The following is an 18,854-nucleotide window of genomic DNA, read 5'->3' as shown; positions in this document are numbered from 1 at the left end:
AATGGGCGCTTTAATCCGTATGCTCGGCAGTAGTTATGGATAAGAAAGCCCCTTTATCGAGCACCGCGCATAACGCCCGCTTCATTCAGGCGGGCGTTAATGCCGCATTTCAAGACCGCATTGGGAAGGCGACCGACGTGGAATTTAATTTCCTCGGCCCCTCCACGGATGGTAAAGGCGATTTTGTCACCGATCAGCTAGTGGAGGCGAGGATAAGTTCCACGCAGCAGGTTTCTGATTTCCGTGGCGTGCGGCTAGCCGTCATTTCTGCCGACACCTGGCACTGGACCACCACGGCCACCGAGAATTGTGCTGATTTGCCACAGAGTATCTCGATGACGAGAGACCCTGAAAGCATGATTGCTTTAGCTTCCCTCATCGTGGGCAATATGCCGATACTTCGGGCCCAGCAGGGTGAGCACGTGGCTATCGTTGCGGTAGATTTTCACCCTCGCCTGGAGTTTCGCCAGGCCCTGCTGCACGGCCTGCGGCACAGCAGAGCGGACGAGGATGAAAAGGCCCCTACCCTCACCCTTGCTCGTTACTTGGACATGGACTCCACCGAGGAAGAGCCGTACGTGCATTTTTCCGATGGCACCACGGTGTGTTTCGAACCAGCCGACCACGGCGTGCACAAGATTTCCAGCATCACCCCGGGTTTTAGCGCCACCAGCATCCTCGAGGATGCCTTTTATCTCGGTGTGGAGAACCAACTCTATTTCCAGGGCCGTTTCCCCGCCGCCACAATTGACCTCGATGTAGACAAGGCCACCGCTACCGTGTCCTATCGCGGTGGGCAGTTTGCGGCGAAGGCGGTGCTTATAGCCACCATATCCGCTGAGGAATTCACCTGGGCTTGGGCCGATCCTTCGCTTAAGGACTCTGCGGCCGCCCGGTGGGCAGGCAGTTTGGCACGCTTTGGCATGAACGAGGTCGTCCCCGAGTTGGTTCGCCCACACCTTCCGCTCCAGCTGGCGCGCAGGCAACAACTGCCCCACCTGGCTTTGCCTATCCTTGGCATCTGGACGCTGGCTGGCACTACGCTTTCCGACGGCCGCGTGGGCCTCGTCCTCCTCGATGCGCCGGAGCTGCACTTGCCCAAGCCTACGCCCACCGCCACAGCGGCAACGTTAGAAGTTAGCCCTCCCGATTGGCTCGATGCAGATCGTGCCCGCGCCGCCTACGCGTCATTTCGCGGGGTGGACGTGTAGGGCGCTGCGGATGGCGTCCACGTCGACGTCGTCAAGCGCAGCTGGCTCAAACGCTGCATCGTTGGTTTTGTCTACCAAAACCGCACGCACTCCCTCGGCGAAGTCCGCCCGCCGATACATAAAGGCGCCCAGATTGGTTTCCATGTCCAGCGCCTCCCGCACGCTGCTGCACTCCTGCTCGGCGCGGAATAGCTCCATGGCTGCGACGATAGAGGTGGGGCAGGCCTGCGCAGTCAGCTCCCCTACCAGCTGCTTGAGCTCTGGGTGACTATCCAAGGCCGCGGTGATATCCTGCCAGGTCTCGTGGGAGAAGGCGTCTTCGATGGAATCAATAAGCTCAATCAAAGCGGGCTCACCCGCGGGTTCGGTGGCGTGCTGGGTTAGCGCTGCGGCCATGCCCTGCTCAATTACCGCGTGAGCAAAAGCCTCTGCGTCTGCCACGTAGTGAGTGGCCAACCCACTCCACAGGAGGTCTGCGGCGTACATGCGATACCCGGTAATACCCCAGAACTTCGCTAGCTCGGGCGAGGCCTTTCCGCGCGTTCCCACCGCGCGCTGGGCGGCATAGGCCATGCCTACGTCGGTGACGTAGCCGATATTCATCTCTGGCATAGAAGCAAAGGTCTTATCCGTAACTACTCGATGGGATCCATGGGCGGAGATACCCAGGCCACCTCCCATAGCGATGCCATCGATGAGCGCGATAACTGGCTTGGGATACTCCGCGATATCGCCGTTTAAGGTGTATTCATCCGCAAAGAACGTGTCGACTTCGCCTAATTTTCCTTCCAGGACCCTTTCGCGGGCATAGCGGACGTCACCACCGGCGCAATATGCCTTTGGGCTGGCCGAGAGAAAAAGCACCTGCTCCACCTCATCGTTTTCACGCCACTGCGCTAGCGACGCCGCGATGAGTTCTACCATCTCCGGGGTGAGGGAATTGAGAGCCTTGGGACGGTTGAGTTCAATCACTCCGGTATGGTTACGGATTGAGGACACGATGGGTGAAGCGTTGGTCATACCCCCTAGTGTGACACACAGCTCACCCCCTTAGCCACCATTGATTGATTCACAGATAGGTTCGGATTTTGCTCCCACAGCTCATCGCCCTGGATATGGACGGCACCCTACTGGACGGCAACGGCCAACTTCCACCAGATTTTTCCGCGATCAGCACCCGCGCCCGCCAGCTCGGCGTCACCCTTGTCCCTGCCTCGGGCCGCCAGCTTGCCACCCTGCAAGAAATGTTTCCGCATGAAGATACCTTCATTGCAGAAAATGGCTCCGTCGTCGTGCACGATAATCGGGTCATTAGCGCTACTACCCTGCCCACCGCGGCAGTCCGCGCTGCCGTTGCCGCTCTCCGCACTGTCGACGCCGCGCATACCGTCGTGCTGTGTACCCCAGATACCGCTTTTGTCCACAAGGGCGCCGATGAGCAGGCCCGCGCAGAAATTTCCAAGTACTACAGGTCAGTGGAATGGGTAGATGACCTCGGTGCCCTTCTCGACGCGGACATCATCAAAATCGCGGCTTACTGCGCCGACGGCAGCGAAAAGCACCTCCACCAGCCTCTCCTCGCGGCCGTTCCGGAGCACAATATCGCCATTTCCGGCGCCGTCTGGCTCGACGTCATGGCCGCGGGCGTCAATAAAGGCGAAGCGCTACACACCATGGCCGAGCTCCTCGCGGTTCCCATGTCTCGCACCGCCGCCTTCGGCGATTTCCTGAATGACTACGAGCTCCTCCGCGAGGCCGGCACTGCTATCGCAATGGAAAATGCGCACCCAAAATTGAAAGAAATCGCCGATCTCATAGCCCCACCCAATACCGAATTTGGTGTCATGACAGTCCTGCGTCAGCTTTTTGACAGCGAAGAGTCCTAGAATCGAATTTTCGTCTCCGGCCCGCGTGCCGCTTCTTTACTTCACCCTCATGGGAGAAAACCTCGTACGCAGGCTAAAATAGTCCGTTTAGAAAATATACGTAGTGCTTTGGGAGTTTTTGTGAAGCAGATTTTGCGCTCACTGCTGGGCAAGAAGAAACCTGGGCGTTCAGATGAACCACGCCCATCGGTCTATCAGGCAGTAAAGCCCAAAGCTGGCTCCACCAGTACATCTCGCCCTTCTGAGAACAAGGCCTCCGCGCCCCAAAAATCAGACAACACCGAGTCCACCACCGGTGCAAAGCCCACGACGCCGCAAGGCAAGTCCAAGGACCAAGCCAAGGAGAAGCCTACAAAGGCCCCCGAGGCCAAACCCGCGGCTGAGGGCACCCCCCGCCCCAGCACCGCGAAACCGCACGCTTCTCAGACCAATTCCGCTCAACCGCAACAGGTTAAGCGGTCCGCGCAGACACCTGCAGCCAAGGAGCCAAAGGCCAAGCCTGCCACTCAAAAGTCTGCGCCTAAGCCTGCCGGCGCCAAGCAAGACGCGCCAGGGGTTTCTCCTAAAGCAGCTACAAAGAAGCAGGCAGAATCGCGCGCGCCGGAAAAGAAGCCACAGCGCAACGCACATGAGCCGGTTCAGCGTCCACGCCGCGGTGCGAATTTTAGTACCCCGCCTACCCAGGCCGCCTCAAAAGACGACTCTGCCCGTGGTGCTTCCCCTAAACCTGCCGCAAAGCCTTCTCGGCAAGAGACCGGAAGGCCCTCACAGCAGGCTCGGCCTGCCACGCAAAAGCCAGCGCAGCCTCCCAAGCCATCCACTCCGCCTAGCGCAAAAAAGGCTTCCCAGAAAGCGGCGGCACCGCGCTCGTCCGCAACTGAAGCAAAGACGGTTTCTAAACCGGCCGCACAACAAAAATCCCATCCGCAACAGCCCAAGCCTGCCACCACCAAGCCGTCCCCAAGTAAACAGCAAACGCACAAGCCAGGCCCACAGAAACGCGTACAGACACACCCGACAAAGGAACAGTCCAAGCCACAGCCATCATCACCTAAGAAGAAGGCTCAGCCTTCTAATCGTTCCCAGCCATCTCAAGGCAAAAGTTCATCGCGCACGCCTACGGCACCACAGCAGAAGTCTGCCCCAGCAGCATCATCGAACGCCCCAGCGCCGAAGAAGGGCACCACTGCCCCAAAGCCACAGGAAAACACCCCAAAGGGCGCAGCGAACGCTCCCCAAAAGCAAACTAAGCCGGCTCAGAATAAATCCGCCGCCAAGGAGGAGAAGGCAGCGCCAGCAAAGCCTCAGCAAGGCAGCCCTTCACAAACCAACCTCCACAAGCAGCAGCCGCAGGGACAGCAGCCACGGCCCAAGGAGTCTATGCCACAGGGCAAGGCCAAGAAGGCTACAAAGCTGCGTCCACAGGTAAAGCCAAACGATATCAGCCGCGGATTGGCCCGAAAGTCACAACAGGTAGGCACTCCCACCCCGGCTCAGCAAAATCCAGCACGCGCTGCCCAGAAGTCAAAGGATAAGCAACAGCCTGAACAGCCTCAGCCGAAGCAGGTAAAGCCCCAAGCTGCTTCTAAGGGAGCATCTGCCAAGGCAGGCAAGTCCGCGGCTGAGGGCGCCATCGCGGGCTCGGGTGCGGTAGCCGCTACCGCCGCAGAGAAGAAGCGCGAAAACGCGCAGTCGCCCCAGTCACAGCAACCAGCGTCCGATAAGAAAAAGGCCCAAGCTGTGGCGACGCAGGCACCAGCGGCTGCGAATAAACCTGCACCTCAGAAGGCTCCGGCTGGGCAGTCAGAAGGCAAGTCCAAATATCCGCTTCAAAAACAGACCAAGGACCCTGAGGCGCTGGCGACACCGCCGGAGAGCAAGGTAGTCAAGAAGAAGCGCCATGCCCGCCTCCGCCAGGTCAAGGGGCTTGACGGACTGCGCGGCCTCGCGGTCATTGCCGTGGTGCTCTATCACTTCTTCCCTGCCCTCCTTCCCGGAGGTTACTTGGGCGTTGACCTCTTTTTCGTCCTTTCCGGATTCCTCATCACCTCGTTGCTGGTGCGTGAATTCCGTACCTCCGGCAGGATTAGCTTGAAGGACTTCTGGGTGCGACGATTCCGGCGTATCCTCCCAGCCGCAGTATCAGTTCTCGTCATGTGCACCGCACTGGTGGCATGGATCGGCGGGGACTTAGCGGTGGGCTTGCGCCAACAGTTCTTGGGCACTTTGTTCTTTGTCAATAACTGGACACAGATTGCGACCTCCCAGTCCTACTTCGCGGACAATGAGATTCAGGTCTTTGCCCACTATTGGTCGCTGGCCGTGGAAGAGCAGTTCTATGTAATTTGGCCGCTCCTTATCACGGGCATTTTCCTCATTTCTCGCCATAAGCCGCGCCGACTTCCTATCCTCGTGTCCACGCTTTTAGCCCTCGGATCCGCCGTGGCCATGGCGCTTATCTTCGTGCCCGGTGAGGACCCGACGCGTGTCTACTACGGCACAGACACCCACGCTTTTGGCCTGCTCACTGGCGCCGTGCTGTCTCTCCTGATGACTTCTACCCAATCGAATCCACAGGCCGATTCTTGGGCCGCGGCGGGCAAGGCTGAATCCCGCATCGCTGGAGTCATCGGCACTTTGGCTCTCATCGGCTACGGTGCGCAGCTATTCCTCATGCCGGATGACGCGGAGTTCACCTACCGCGGTGGGCTCTTCCTCACCAGCGTGCTCGGTGTCCTTATGGTGTGGGGCGTGGTCCGCGAATACGGTCCTATGACCCCGCTATTTAGGACCAAGGTCATGCGCTGGTTTGGTCAGCGGTCCTTTTCGCTATATCTCTGGCATTGGCCGGTCATCATGATGCTCAAGGCGCTTTTCGAGGGCAACCAGAATTCCGATAAATCGTGGATTCTGGGCCTGGTGGCCGTACCTATTTCGCTGCTACTGTCCGAGATTTCCTACCAGTTCATTGAGAATCCTTTCCGCCGCGGCGGCTATAAGAAGACATGGAACACCTACTGGTCGTCCCGCCCAGGTTTTAGCGAATTGCGCGACGGATTTGGCAAAACCATGTGGCCGGTAGTCCCGTTCCTCGTCATCGCCTCGGTGGCCGGGGTAGTCTACGGCGTAATTAACTCCAGCGATAAGACCGAGTTGGAGCAGCAATTAGAGCAGCTTCAGCAGCAGAACCAGAGCAGCAACAATGCTCCGGCTCAACCTAATGATGCTGCCCCGCAGCCGCCTGTCGCGGGCGACGCCGACAAGGATGACTCGAAGAATACGAAGACCCGCCCCATGCCGCAGGGCAAGGACATTACCGCCATCGGTGACTCAGTGATGCTGGCTTCTAGCGGCGCCCTCAAACAACGCTTCCCGCAGATTTACGTCGACGCAGACGTATCCCGCCACTACACTGCAGGCATTCAGATTCTGCAGCAGCTCAAGGATTCCGGAAAGCTGCGCGATACCGTCTTCCTCGGGTTCGGTACCAATGGCCCTGCCTTCCCGGATCAGATCAAGGAAGCTCTCGATATCATCGGCAAAGACCGCACCGTTGTCATGGCTGTACCCTATGGTGACCGTGAATGGATGTCCCAGTCCCAGCAGGATGTCCTCGACGCAGCCAAAGAATACGACAATGTATACGTCGCTGACTGGTGCGGACACGCTCAGAGCGACCCCGCAATCCTCTATTCCGATGGTGTTCACCCAATGCCAGAGCGCACCGGCGAGTACTCGGACGCATTCTACGATGCTCTGCAGCAGTACTCGAAATACGACAAGACCGTGTCCTCGCAGTGCGTGCCGCAGTAAGGCAAAGGCAATATGGGGAGGTAACGGCGTCGGCAAGCGCCTAGCCCCTCCCCCGCCCTTCGCGCTCACGGAGGGCTCGTGCTCCACGGATAGCAACGACCACAGTGAGCGCGAAGGGTAGTGAGCTAAAGGAAAAGGCTCGTCTTCTACCACGTGGTAGAGGACGAGCCTTTTCTCTTTAGGATTAGTCGACGGAAAATTCGCCCATCTTGTCCCAGCCGGTGCGGCCGTCAATATGGACGTTAATGATGTCTGGGGTTTCCACGAGGTACTTCGGGAACTCCTCGGTCGAGCGCTGGAAGTGCTCGCTCTGGACGTGCTCGACATCCTTGCCGTCGGCGTAGGACTCCAGAAGCAAGAAACGCTGACGATCTTCTGGATCGCGGAACCACTTGAAGTCGATGCAGCCCGGCTCTGCATTGCAGGCCTCGGTGTACCAGTTGATTTCATCGAGGAAGGTCTCTGCGTATTCGGGCTTGACGTGGAACTGTACGTTGATCAAAATCATGCCCCGATTCTACCGGCGCCGTGCGGCTTCGTCATCGTTGCAGATGAATGCTAAGAACGCGGCGGAATCGAGGCTTGGGGAAAAGTTTAGTTGAGGAAGAACTCCGCAACATAGATGTAGGTCCCGTCGTAGGCGGTTGCCACGCCAAAGCCGTGCTGGGGAGCAGCGTTGACCGGGACATCGCGGTTGAACCAGTTCAGGCGATCTTGCGCCTGCTGTTCGCTAAGGCGACGAACTGTGCCCTGGCCCTCGTCCTTGTGATTCAAACCGTGAGCAATGCCGCCCTTGTACTCAAGCTTGCCGGCAGCACCTTGATTGGCCCATTCCTGGGCGATAGCCGCTGCACGCGCATCTTTATGGTGCCCAGCCTTTTCGAGGTGGGCGGTGGTGGCGGCGCCTAGCTGGCCGGCAACCTTGGGCGCCTGGCCCACCGGTTTGGCGAGGAATTCTGGCAGCGGGATATTGTACTTCTCAGCCAGCTCATAGGCCTGCGGCGGCAGGGTGAGGCGGAAATCTTCTAAAGCGGCGAAAGGATCAGAAGAAAGCTGCTGAGCCTGCGAAGAAGCCTGCTGGATCTGTGGCGGCAAGGCCGGCTGAGCAGAGGCCACGGTGGAAGTACCGGTGACGACAAGAGCGGTGGATACGGTGGCTACGATTGCGCGGTGAGAAAGCTTCATGCCCTCCACCGTGCCATAAAGCACAAGCAGTGTGGAAGGCGTTTCCGTGGTGCTCAGGCATTTCGATACAACTTTGTTATGGTCCCCCGTGTCTTATGACCGACAGAGATAATGGGACAATTGCCCACAGCGAATTTTTCTTTAGTACTGCGAAAGGTTGTTGACTGTTGCTGGACGTATTGACCGGTTTTGCAATCATTTTCGTAGTCATCGGTGTGGGATTTGTGCTGGCGCACAGGGGCGTTATTGGCAAAGGCGAGGCACGATTGCAATTCAATCGAACGGCCTTTTGGGCGGCCACGCCGGCACTCATTTTCTCCAGCGTGGCTAAATCCGATACCTCTGCCTTCGTGTCCCCAGTGGTGGCTGTTATAGCTGCTGCATCCATCGCCACCATGGCGTTGTATTGGCTGTGTAGCCAGCTATTCTTTTCCCGCAGCGGTGCCGAAACCATGGCCGGTGCCGCAGCGGCAAGCTATTACAACTCAGTCAATATCGGTCTGCCCATCGCTACCTATGTCATTGGTGATGCCACGTATGCTATCCCGGCCTTAGTTCTGCAAATGGCGGTGCTTTCTCCGTTTATCATCGCGGGGCTCAATGCGCAGGGTACAAGCCTGCAATCTATATGGCGCTCCGTAGTCTCAGGGGTTACCGCGCCCGTAGTGTTGGCAGCGGTGGCGGGATTCATAGTCTCCGCGGCAAGGTGGCAGGTACCGGAAGTAATAATGAAGCCACTGGAGATTCTGGGCGGCGCCTCTATCCCCATGATTCTCATGAGCTTTGGTGCCTCTTTAAAGGGCGACGCGCTGCTGGAGGAAGACCGCCTGCCCACCATTACCGCGACGGTATTGAAGTTGGTGGGAATGCCCGCTATCGCGCTGGCCGTTGGTGCAGCGCTAGGTCTTGACGGCGCGGAGTTGTATGCTGCGTTAATTCTGGCTGCCTTGCCCACGGCACAGAACGTGTACAACTATGCCGCCACCTATGAGGTAGGAGAAACCGTAGCCCGGGATACGGTTTTTCTCACGACCTTCCTCTCGCTGCCGGCGATGTTGGCGATCGCGGCCCTGTTTGGCTAAACACCTAGTAAACGCCGACGTCGAGCGCGGCGAATTCGTGCTGTAGCTCATCGGGGTCGATGGCTCCTGCCACGTCTGGACCTGCGATGGCGGCAAAGCCATCAAGTACCGATGCTCCATAGTTGTGACCGTGCCCATCGGAAACGTCTTTTGCACCGGGCAGATCGGCCGCCACTTGGAGAGAGGAGATGATGGGCATCCATCGCATCACGCGCTCGGCAGAATACGGCGTCCGTTCGCGCATCCAATCCGGCTCTTTGAAAGCCATCTGTGGAGACCACCAGGCCACTGGGTCCGAGGGATGTTGGATATAGAGCATGCGGGTGCGTCCCCACTCTTCTTCCGGCACCGGTCCCCACTGGCGTACCTGCGCGTCATCGTTAGCAAAACGCACCACGAGGCCCCCGGCGTATTCGGGGGAAATTTCGGAGGATCCGGGATCACGCCTTTCCACAAATTGCGTGCGCAGGCGATTGAAGTGCGGCGGGCCGGTAAGGAGGATTCCGTCCACAGAATTGGCAATATCACGCACTCCAGAAAACGCTGCTTCGATGCCCGTAGTACCCAAGGATTCGCCGTATAAGTAGAGCTTCGGGCGCTTGCGTTCTGGCAGACCGTTCCACCAGTCCACGATGGGGTTGATGAACTCTTCCCCGGCGCGCTCTACCTGGCCACCGCCCGATAGGAAGTGCAGGGCGGAAGGCATAGCGGAGTATTGGGCAGCCGCAATGGCGGTATCGCCACCGTAGAGTAGTTCGAAGGCTTGAGCAGAATAGGAAGACACCCAGCCCGTACCGGTGGTCATAATGAGAAGCAGGGCTTTGCGGTCTTGGGCGTGGGTGCGCTCGAGTTCGTCGATGAGCAGCTGCGCTCGCTCCTCATTCGAGTCACGATTGCCCAATCCGGCATAGGCGCGGATGGGTTCCTTGGCAGGCTTTCCGCTTACCTTCTCCAATTCCGCGCGGTGCGCACCGGAAGAAAGGAAACGCGAGCCCTGCAGGCCCACGCCGTTCCAGTCCACACGGGACTGCGGGGAACCACTGCGCTCTGCGGACATGGGCCGCTTCATGGCGGGATCGGGGTCGGCGTTTTGAGCGGTAAAGATCCTCTCGCCCACGCCAACGATGGCGCCAGGGATGAGGTTTTCCACGGTATACGTGCCCACTAGGGCAACGATGAGCACCGCACCCACGACGCGGTAGGCGGCGCGAAAGCGGTGGGGAAAGTGGCTGGAGAGCCAACGCACACAAAAGCGCAGCACGCGCAGAATAAAAAGGAAAGCAGTGAATACTGCAAGAGCGAGCGGAACCACAAGAAGATAGCTGGCAATGGTCGGCGCTGGGGCGGCGAGGGCATCTGCAAGTTGACGCTGCCAGCGCACGGCGAAGACCGCAAAGCCCACCATCCACAGCACAAAAACTCCGGTGGCGATGCGAGAAGCAAGGCGGTAGCGCCGGGGCGGCCACGTGGTGGCATCGAGCCAGGAATACCGTGGTGCCGCATAACGCACTACGAGGCGGTACCACACGTGTTTGAGGGCAATACCCAGCGTATAACCAAGTCCTGCGGCAATGCCGGAGACCAGCCCTTGGTAGAGCCAGTCACGCGGCAGGAGGGATGGGGTAAGGCCTAGGGTAAAAAGCGCCGCAGCGCCGATAATGCCCCACAGGTCAAGGTGGCCGACGATATCGGCGATGCGGGCTTCTACCCTTCGAGCTTCTCCCCCAACTCTAGCCATTCCATCTCCAGTTCCTCGTAGGCGCTACGGTTGTCCTTTAGTTCTCCGTCTAGCTCGGTCAAGGCTTGAGTGTCGACCTTTTCCGCGGCAGTCGCCATCTTCTCATTAATCTGCGCGGCCGCCTTCTCGAGCTTGTGCATCTTGCGCTCCAGCGCGTTCATTTTCTTGGTGATTTCACGTTCTTGCTGGGAAGAGAGCTTCTTTTCCGGCTTAGGAGCAGAGCTGTCTGGCTTCTTTTCGCCCAAGTTGAGCACGCCGGAGTTGTGTTGCGCCTCAAGTGCGGCGCGCTTGCGCAGGTACTCATCGATGCCGCCGGGAAGGTTGGTGAGTTTGCCATCGCCAAAGAGCGCATAGGTATTGTCCGCGATGCGCTCAATGAGGTAGCGATCGTGCGAGATAACCACCATCGTGCCCGGCCAAGAGTCAAGGAGAGACTCCAGTTCCTGTAGGGTATCGATGTCGAGGTCGTTGGTGGGCTCATCGAGCAACAGCACATTGGGCTCGGCCATCAGTACGCGGGTGAGCTGCAAGCGGCGGCGCTCGCCGCCGGAGAGATCCCCCACCGGGGTGCGCTGGCGCTTGGCGGAAAACCCTAGGCGCTCAGCAAGTTGGGAGGCAGAAAGTTCCTTTTTGCCGAGCTGGACATAGGTGGCAACGTCCTCGACGGCGTCGATAAGCCGACGCTGCGGATCCAAGTCATCGAGCTCTTGGCGCAACCAGCCAAGGCGCACGGTTTGGCCCTCGATGCGCTTGCCGGCCGCCAGCTCGTATTCGCCGGCCAGGGTGCGCAGCAGCGTGGTCTTGCCGGAGCCATTGACGCCTACCAAACCAATGCGCTCGCCGGGGGCTAGGCGCCAGGTAAGGTGATCCGCCAAGGTGCGACCGTCTGGGGACTTCACGGTGGCATCCTCAAGCTCGATGACCACGCGGCCTTGGCGCTGCTTAGAAAAGGCCATGAGCTCGACCTTATTGCGCGGCTCCGGCACGTCTGCGATGAGCGCCTCGGCAGCTTCAATCCGGTAGCGCGGCTTGGACGTGCGGGCAGGCGCGCCACGACGCAACCATGCCAGCTCTTTGCGGGCGAGGTTCTTGCGTCGCTGTTCCATGGCATCGGCCTGGCGGGCGCGCTCGGCGCGGGCGAAGGTCCAATCGTTGTAGCCGCCCTCGTAGGTATCAACCACGCCATCGTGGACTTCCCAGGTCCACGTGGCTACGGTGTCGAGGAACCAGCGATCGTGGGTGACCACGACTACGGCCAAGTTGCGCTTAAGGAGGTGATCTGCGAGCCACTGCACTCCCTCCACGTCAAGGTGGTTGGTGGGCTCATCGAGCACCACGAGATCCAAGTCCTGTACCAGCGCGGCGGCTAGGTTCACGCGGCGGCGCTCGCCACCGGAGAGTGAGCCAACTGGGGTATCCAATCCCAAATCCACAATGCCCAGGCCGCCCAAGACATCGCGCACCTTGGCATTGGATGCCCACTCATAGGTTTCCAGTTCGAGGGGTTCGATAATGACTTGGGCGATGGTCAGTTCATCGGGTAGATCGAAGCGCTGGGTGACCACGGCCATGCGTAGATCAGAGGTATGGGATACGCGGCCGGCATCGGGTGGTTCGATGCCGGTAAGTACCTCCAGCAAGGTGGTTTTGCCACCGCCATTAACGCCGACGATGCCGATGCGATCGCCGCTTTGCACACCTAGGGACACCCCGTCTAAAAGGGTTTTTAATCCATAAGTTTTGCTGACTTGCTCGAGGTTAATCAGGTTTGCCATAACGAGTGTCCATCTTAATACCTCCCTGCCTGTACCCCCGCATTTCTGCAACCTATTGCTATTGATTTTCAAGTCCAATACTCTGCCAATGTATGAAACGCTACACACTTTCTCTCTGCGCCGTGCTTTCCACTGCGGCGATAGCCATCGCTTCCTGCTCTGCCCCCACCGAGGAAGAAAAGGACTCACTGCACTCCCACGACCACGCACATAGCGAAGCCGAGCATGCCCATGAACACGACCATGACCATGACCACGAGCACGGCCATGACCACGCCGGACACTCACACGAAGGCTTTGAAGCCGAAGAGGGAGAAACCGAGGTAGCCCAGCTGCCCACCCGCATCGTTATCTCCCATGCGGATGGTCTAACCGCCTATGACGCCAAAACGGGCAAAGTAATCGGCGAGGACAAGATGAATGCCTTCCTTCGTCTCAGCGATGCCGGCGATAATCGCCACGTCATGGTCACTAAGGGCGATAGCTTCCTCACCTACGACACTGGGCGCATCACCAAGGGCCATGGCGATCACAACCACTACTACACCGCTGAGCCCGCGCTTGGCGACGCCCCCATTAAGGCACCGCATGCCGGCCACGTGGTCCACCACGATGGCTTTACCGCACTATTTTCCGATGGTGATGGCGTGGCAAAGATTTATAAGACCGAAGACATTGGCAAAAAGGACGCCCAGCCAGTCAATACCGTTGACACCGGGGCCGCACACCACGGCGTGGCCGTACCGCTGAAGGATGGCTCGGTGGTCATCACTAAGGGCACCGAGGACGAGCGCCACACCATCCAGCATCTGGATAAGGAGGGCAAAGTTCTTACTGAGACCACCAAATGCCCTGGTGTCCACGGCGAGGCTGCCGCTGGAAACGGCAATATTTTCTTTGGCTGCGAAGACGGCCCGGTGGTCTTTGATGGCAAGGAGTTCCACAAGGTAGACGCCTCTGCTTATGCCGGTGCAGGCGGCTACCAGCGCTCTGGCAATGCCGCCGGTTCGGAGGAATCCGATGTCATCCTGGCCGATAATAAGACCGACAAAGACGCAGAGCTCGAACGCCCTACCTCCGTAACCTTGGTAGATACCAAGGATTTTTCGGCCAAGAAGGTAGACCTCGATGCTTCTTATTGGTTCCGCTCCCTAGCCCGCGGCCCGCTGGGCGAGGCACTTGTGCTGACCACCGACGGCAAACTCAACGTCATCGACCCAGATTCCGGTGAAATCACCAAGCAGATTGATGCCATCTCCCGGTGGAAGGAAAACAAGGAATGGCAGCAACCAGGACCTATCCTTCAGGCTGCCGATGGCTATGCCTTTATCACTGACGCCCAGAAGAAGCAGCTCGTAGTCATTGACCTCCTGCAGGAAAAGGAAGTCAACCGCTTCGACCTCGACATCGAGCCCACCGAAATGACGGTGCTCTAGCTACAGCACCACGGCGCCGCTAGCTGGCCCCTGGGTAGCCACTCCCTTGGTTCCGGGAATCTCCACCGTCACTTGGGACACTACTTCCTGAGCTTCTTCTGCCCCAGCGCAAAGGAAGGCACAGGTCGGACCACTGCCGGAGACAATCCCTGCTAGGGCTCCGGCGGCCACACCGGCCTCCAAGGTCTTGCGCAGGTCTGGGCGCAACGACAGCGCTGCCGGCTGCAAATCGTTATGCAAGTGCTGCGCCACTCGGTGCGGATCGCCCGAGATGAGCGCCTGCGATACCGCTGCGGTGTCCATGTGTGGCTCACCGCCGCGGCCCTTTTCCCGCATCTCATCGAGCTTATGAAAGACCTGCGGGGTAGAAAGCCCACGGTCCGAGGCGATGAGCGCCCAATCGTAGGTACCGCGCGTCATCATCGGGGTCAGCTGCTCGCCGCGCCCCGTGCCGAGCGCGGTGCCTCCCAGCAAGGTGAAGGGAACATCCGAGCCCAATGCCGCGCCCAGCGCGTCTAGGATTGGCTCCCCCACCGAATCGATGCCGTAATAGCCGCCATAGCAGCGCTCGGCCAATCGCAGCGCGGCCGCCGCATCCGCCGAACCACCTGCCATGCCACCGGCGGTAGGAATGGCTTTGTGGATTTCCAGCGCTACCTCCGGCAGCGCCTTCGGCCCATGGGTGCTGTACAGGTACTGCATGATACGGTTTACCGCGGTCCACGCTAGGTTCGTATAGTCTTCTGGCACGCCCTGCGCGTGAGGGCCTGTAACCTTCAGGCCCTGAATGCGTGGCTTATCTACCTCGGGGTTCCCCAAGTCAGTCAGCGTTACTGTGTCATGTAGCTCTAAGGACTGAAAAACACTGGCAAGCTCATGAAACCCATCCTCTCGCGGTTCCTCCACTCCCAGGTGAATATTGACCTTGGAGTGAGCCCGCGCCGTGTAGACGAATGGTTCGTTATCGATGGGGGCGGTCATTAGATTCCTGCCAATCGTACGAAGTCCTCCACGGCGAGCTTTTCGCCGCGTTGCTTCGGATCGATGTCCGCAGCTCGCAATGCTTCCTCGGCGGCTGCTCCCGAACCAAAGTGACCCGACAATGCCGCACGCAGGGTCTTGCGGCGTTGGGCAAAGGCGGCGTCGATAACCGGCCAGACCTTAGCACGCGACTCGTCAGTGACGGGCCACGGAGCAGAGTCGAAGACGTCAATACGCACCAACCCAGACTCAATATTGGGCGCAGGCCAAAAGACGTTCTTACCAATAGTGCCCGCCTTGGAGACCTTGCCATAAAATCCCGCTTTGACCGAAGGCACGCCGTACACCTTGCTGCCCGGCTGCGCAGCTAGGCGGTCCGCCACCTCTAGCTGGACCATAACCAGCACGCGACGAATGGACGGGAAAGTCTCCAATAGGTGCAGCAGCACCGGGACGGCGACGTTATACGGCAAGTTGGCTACCAGAGCGGTCGGCTCAGTGACGTCAGCTTCTGTTACCCGCAGTGCATCCTTTTCCACCACCTGAAGGCGCTGGGCATATTCCGGGGCGCGCTCAGCCACGGTATCGGGCAGCTGTGCAGCCAGGCGTGAGTCGATTTCTACCGCGGTAACTTCTTCCACAGCCTCTACCAGGCCGAGGGTTAGCGAGCCCAAGCCCGGCCCCACCTCGAGGACGCGGTCTGCGGGATCCAACTCGGCCGCAGCGACGATGCGCCGAATGGTATTCGGATCATGCAGAAAGTTCTGCCCTAGCTTCTTCGTGGGCACAATGTTGAGCTTCTCCGCGAGGGCGCGGATCTCTACGGGGCCCAAAAGCGCGGCGCCGGTGGAATCAGTCATGCCTTCTAACTTAGTAGAAGAGATGAAAAAGCCGCACACCACTTAGGTGTGCGGCGATAAAGCGCTTCAGTCTAGCGCAGGCCCAGCTTGGAAGTACATGCCGGCCAAGCGCCCCAGCCCTGCGCCGCCTGCACCTTCTGTGCCACGGCAATCTGTTGCTCGCGGGAAGCCTGCCATGCCTCCGGTGCGTACTCGGTGCCACCGAATGCGGCCCAAGTGGATGGAGTGAACTGCAGGCCACCGGAGAAGCCATTGCCGGTATTGATAGCCCAGTTACCGGTAGCCTCGCACTGTGCGATGGAATCCCAGACGGAGCCATCGGCGACAGCCGGAGCAGCAGCACCAGAGTTACCGCCCTCCTCTGGCTTTTCTTCTTCGGCCTTCTTGGTGCCGCGGGCGATGGTGGCAGCCTTAGGCTCTACGGTCACCTTTTCTTTGATGACGTCATTAGATTCCTTGGCGCCGTCCTTCATCACCAGCTTGCGAGTGATAACGCGCTTGCCCTTAACGCCTTCCTCGCGGACCTCTTCGGTGCCCTCTTCCAGCTCCGGGTCATCAACAAAGTTAGGCTCGGCTTCGAACTCTTCCTCAGAGTCATAGGTCGTAGTGGAAACCTGATCCACCTTGATGGACATGCCATCGGTAACCTTGGTGTCCTTGGACGGGAAGACACGATCATCGTCATCAACGTCGATATTGCGCGCCTTAAGAACGTCCTCGACGGTCTTAGCAGCAATCTTGGTATAAGTTACCTTGCCACCATCATTAATCTTGACGATCTTCGGGGAAACGACCTCTAGGTCCATGCCCTCTTCCAGCTGGGCATCCTGGTCCACGTCAGCGTCACCGGACTTGACGGAAGCGCCCTTGGCCACGCCGCTCAAGTTACCCAATAGGTCAGAAACGGTGAGGTCGGTGGTGGACAACTGCTGCTGCACGCCGTCGATAGTCACGGCCACCGGCTTGGCGGTGCGAACGGAGATCTCATCGCCATCGCCCACAGACTCGGACGGTGCCGGGTAGACGATGTCTTCCTCGCTCACCTGAACGCCAGCTGCCTCCAGCGCGCCGTCAACGTCTTTGGCAAAGGTAGCCAGTTCCACCTTGTCGCCGTTAACGTCCACGGTGACATCCTTTTGTGCCGCAACGGCAACGACGCCGCCCACGGCCAAGGTGCCCAAGATGCCACCCGTTGCCAGGCGCAGTGGCAGCGAGCGGGAGTTATTGATGCGCTTGATTTGATGAGGTGACATGCCGAATGAATCTCCGATAGTGCAGGTTTCAACAATTATTAGAGTTTAGGCCAGCAAGAATTTCCGCGCAGGCAATTGCATTGCTCAGATCTGCTGCTGCCGCACCGTGGGCGGCGCTGCGGATCCCTAAAACCTAAACGAACGATTAATAACAATACGATAACAGCAACATAAAGTCGAGAACCAATCCGCCACATGCCTCACTGAGCACACAACCGCCACACCAAACACCCACGCCACCCCTGGCCAGCGGGTTTTGAAATTGTGAAAACCATCACCCAGGAGTTAGCCCAGGCCGTAGACGCGGTCAAAGGTTTCGTTAACCTCCGCCGCTAGCGCCTGCACCGTCTGGTGGCGTACACGGGCGATGCATTCATATGTGTGCCCGATAAGAGCCGGTTCATTGCGTTGGCCGCGGAAGGGTTCTGGCGTCATATACGGTGCATCAGTTTCCACCAGCAGCTGGCCGGCCGGCGCCTTGGCAGCCGCCCGCCGCAGCTCGGCGTTGCGCTTAAAGGTTACGTTGCCGGCAAAGGACAACACGTAGCCGCGCTCCAAGGCCTCCTCTGCTACCTTCAGCGGCGAGGAGAAGCAGTGCAGCATGACGGTGTGGGGAGCGGGGGCGTCGGCAAGGATGCGCAGCAAGTCCGCATCCGCTTCGCGGTTGTGGATCATCAGCGTCTTGCCATGGCGCACTGCAAGGTCAATATGCCACCGCAGGGATTCCTCTTGCTGGGCCATGGTCGCGGTGGTCTCTGGCTCATGCTGCACCCAGTACGCATCCAGTCCTGTCTCCCCCACCGCGACGCAGCGCGGATCCGCCACCATCTCTTCCAGCGCTGCCTTGGTCGGCGCATCCAACTCATTAGCGCGCACTGGGTGGATGGCACAGGCAGCATAAACATCCGGGAAGGCATGTGCAGTCGCCAGAGCCGCTGCCGATTCGCGGCGGTCATCACCAACCGTCACCATGCGGCTGATACCGGCGGTGCGTGCGCGATTCACCAGCACTTCATCGGTGTCCTTGTGCGAGAAAAGATGCGTGTGCGCATCAATAAGGCCACTGAGGCCCGGTGCCGGAACGGGAGTGGGTCGTCGCTTCTTTTTAGCCATGCACGCAATTGTAATATTGGCTGCCATGTTGATCAGACCCGCCGGCCTTGCGGATGTGCCCGCCATGACCGAAACCCTCAACTGGGCCATCGCACACACCGACGTCATCTTCCGCGCTACCCCGGCCAGCATCGCAGAGCGCGAAGACTACCTACGCGAGCTGTGGGAAAAGGACTGCCCATGCCTCGTCGCGGAGTCCGATTCTGGCGACTACCTGGGGTGGGCGCTCTACCACCCCTACCGCGATCCGCAGGTATGGACAGGCTGTTATGAAACCACCATCTATCTTTCCCCCACCGCTCAGGGCCAAGGCGTAGGCACTGCTTTACTTGGCGCCTTGGTAAAGGCGGCGCGCGCCGATAAAAAGGTTCATTCGCTGCTCGCCCTCATCGTCTCCACCAATGCGGCATCACTTAAGTTGCATGAAAAGTTTGGGTTTGAAAACGTGGGTATTCTTAAAGAGGTTTGCTACAAGTTCGATCGTTGGCTGAGCCTCACCCACCTACAACTTCTGGTGTAAA

15 protein-coding genes are annotated in these 18,854 nt (G+C 59.0%); 6 read left to right on the top strand and 9 right to left on the bottom strand.

Annotation, left to right across the window (positions count from 1 at the left end; genetic code table 11):
* The first annotated feature begins 35 nt into the window (after positions 1 to 35).
* Complete coding sequence (locus QP904_RS05390) at positions 36 to 1,211, top strand: DUF6882 domain-containing protein (RefSeq protein ID WP_284835675.1); 1,176 nt, start codon at positions 36 to 38, stop codon at positions 1,209 to 1,211.
* Here the strand turns inward: QP904_RS05390 and QP904_RS05385 are convergent.
* A complete protein-coding gene (locus QP904_RS05385; RefSeq protein WP_023021944.1) occupies positions 1,188 to 2,231 on the bottom strand; it encodes a 3-hydroxyisobutyryl-CoA hydrolase in 1,044 nt (347 codons plus the stop codon). The two genes, QP904_RS05390 and QP904_RS05385, sit on opposite strands and share 24 nt — an antisense overlap.
* Positions 2,232 to 2,299: 68 nt before the next feature.
* Here QP904_RS05385 and QP904_RS05380 point away from each other — a divergent pair, with 68 nt between their 5' ends.
* Together QP904_RS05380 and QP904_RS05375 are read left to right on the top strand one after the other, a co-directional pair.
* A complete protein-coding gene (locus QP904_RS05380) occupies positions 2,300 to 3,097 on the top strand; it encodes a Cof-type HAD-IIB family hydrolase (protein WP_023021945.1) in 798 nt (265 codons plus the stop codon).
* A 120-nt stretch (positions 3,098 to 3,217) separates the two neighbouring features.
* Positions 3,218 to 6,910: an acyltransferase family protein gene (locus tag QP904_RS05375; RefSeq protein ID WP_200287914.1), complete on the top strand. Its 3,693-nt coding sequence runs from the start codon at positions 3,218 to 3,220 to the stop codon at positions 6,908 to 6,910.
* A gap of 184 nt (positions 6,911 to 7,094) precedes the next feature.
* Here QP904_RS05375 and QP904_RS05370 read toward each other — a convergent pair whose 3' ends face one another.
* Together QP904_RS05370 and QP904_RS05365 are read right to left on the bottom strand one after the other, a co-directional pair.
* Positions 7,095 to 7,418 carry a putative quinol monooxygenase gene (locus QP904_RS05370; RefSeq protein WP_023021947.1) on the bottom strand — a complete coding sequence of 108 codons (324 nt, stop codon included), beginning with the start codon at positions 7,416 to 7,418 and terminating at the stop codon, positions 7,095 to 7,097.
* An 86-nt stretch (positions 7,419 to 7,504) separates the two neighbouring features.
* Complete coding sequence (locus tag QP904_RS05365) at positions 7,505 to 8,095, bottom strand: hypothetical protein (protein ID WP_200287916.1); 591 nt, start codon at positions 8,093 to 8,095, stop codon at positions 7,505 to 7,507.
* 167 nt (positions 8,096 to 8,262) lie between these two features.
* Here QP904_RS05365 and QP904_RS05360 point away from each other — a divergent pair, with 167 nt between their 5' ends.
* A complete protein-coding gene (locus QP904_RS05360; protein WP_239205268.1) occupies positions 8,263 to 9,177 on the top strand; it encodes an AEC family transporter in 915 nt (304 codons plus the stop codon).
* Positions 9,178 to 9,181: 4 nt separating this feature from the next.
* On the opposite strand, the gene QP904_RS05355 is transcribed toward QP904_RS05360, so the two are convergent.
* Entirely contained in the window at positions 9,182 to 10,915 is a 1,734-nt protein-coding gene (locus tag QP904_RS05355) for an alpha/beta-hydrolase family protein (RefSeq protein WP_200287920.1), read from the bottom strand.
* Positions 10,882 to 12,690, bottom strand: a complete 1,809-nt coding sequence (locus tag QP904_RS05350) for an ABC-F family ATP-binding cassette domain-containing protein (RefSeq protein ID WP_023021951.1) — start codon at positions 12,688 to 12,690, stop codon at positions 10,882 to 10,884. The genes QP904_RS05355 and QP904_RS05350 overlap by 34 nt, the downstream gene beginning before the upstream one ends.
* Positions 12,691 to 12,782: 92 nt before the next feature.
* Here QP904_RS05350 and QP904_RS05345 point away from each other — a divergent pair, with 92 nt between their 5' ends.
* Positions 12,783 to 14,126 carry a hypothetical protein gene (locus QP904_RS05345; protein ID WP_248099115.1) on the top strand — a complete coding sequence of 448 codons (1,344 nt, stop codon included), beginning with the start codon at positions 12,783 to 12,785 and terminating at the stop codon, positions 14,124 to 14,126.
* On the opposite strand, the gene QP904_RS05340 is transcribed toward QP904_RS05345, so the two are convergent.
* From QP904_RS05340 to QP904_RS05325, 4 genes are all read right to left on the bottom strand, one after another.
* Positions 14,127 to 15,107 carry a 4-(cytidine 5'-diphospho)-2-C-methyl-D-erythritol kinase gene (locus tag QP904_RS05340; protein WP_284798979.1) on the bottom strand — a complete coding sequence of 327 codons (981 nt, stop codon included), beginning with the start codon at positions 15,105 to 15,107 and terminating at the stop codon, positions 14,127 to 14,129.
* Positions 15,107 to 15,967: a 16S rRNA (adenine(1518)-N(6)/adenine(1519)-N(6))-dimethyltransferase RsmA gene (rsmA, locus tag QP904_RS05335; protein WP_034656465.1), complete on the bottom strand. Its 861-nt coding sequence runs from the start codon at positions 15,965 to 15,967 to the stop codon at positions 15,107 to 15,109. The genes QP904_RS05340 and rsmA overlap by 1 nt, the downstream gene beginning before the upstream one ends.
* A gap of 71 nt (positions 15,968 to 16,038) precedes the next feature.
* Positions 16,039 to 17,220 (bottom strand): resuscitation-promoting factor, encoded by a 1,182-nt coding sequence (locus tag QP904_RS05330; RefSeq protein WP_284835674.1) that lies wholly within the window; start codon positions 17,218 to 17,220, stop codon positions 16,039 to 16,041.
* Positions 17,221 to 17,505: 285 nt separating this feature from the next.
* On the bottom strand, positions 17,506 to 18,333 hold the full coding sequence (locus QP904_RS05325) for a TatD family hydrolase (protein ID WP_232212582.1): 828 nt from the start codon (positions 18,331 to 18,333) through the stop codon (positions 17,506 to 17,508).
* A gap of 25 nt (positions 18,334 to 18,358) precedes the next feature.
* Between QP904_RS05325 and QP904_RS05320 the strand changes: the two genes are divergently transcribed.
* The gene (locus tag QP904_RS05320) at positions 18,359 to 18,853 is read left to right on the top strand and encodes a GNAT family N-acetyltransferase (RefSeq protein WP_239205262.1); all 495 of its coding nucleotides are present in this window, start codon (positions 18,359 to 18,361) and stop codon (positions 18,851 to 18,853) included.
* Position 18,854: the final 1 nt, after the last annotated feature.

The organism is Corynebacterium nasorum (genome assembly GCF_030229765.1).
In the GTDB taxonomy this organism is placed as follows: domain Bacteria; phylum Actinomycetota; class Actinomycetes; order Mycobacteriales; family Mycobacteriaceae; genus Corynebacterium; species Corynebacterium kefirresidentii.
Note: the sequence above shows the minus strand (reverse complement) of the source record. Positions and strands in the feature narration are given on the sequence as shown.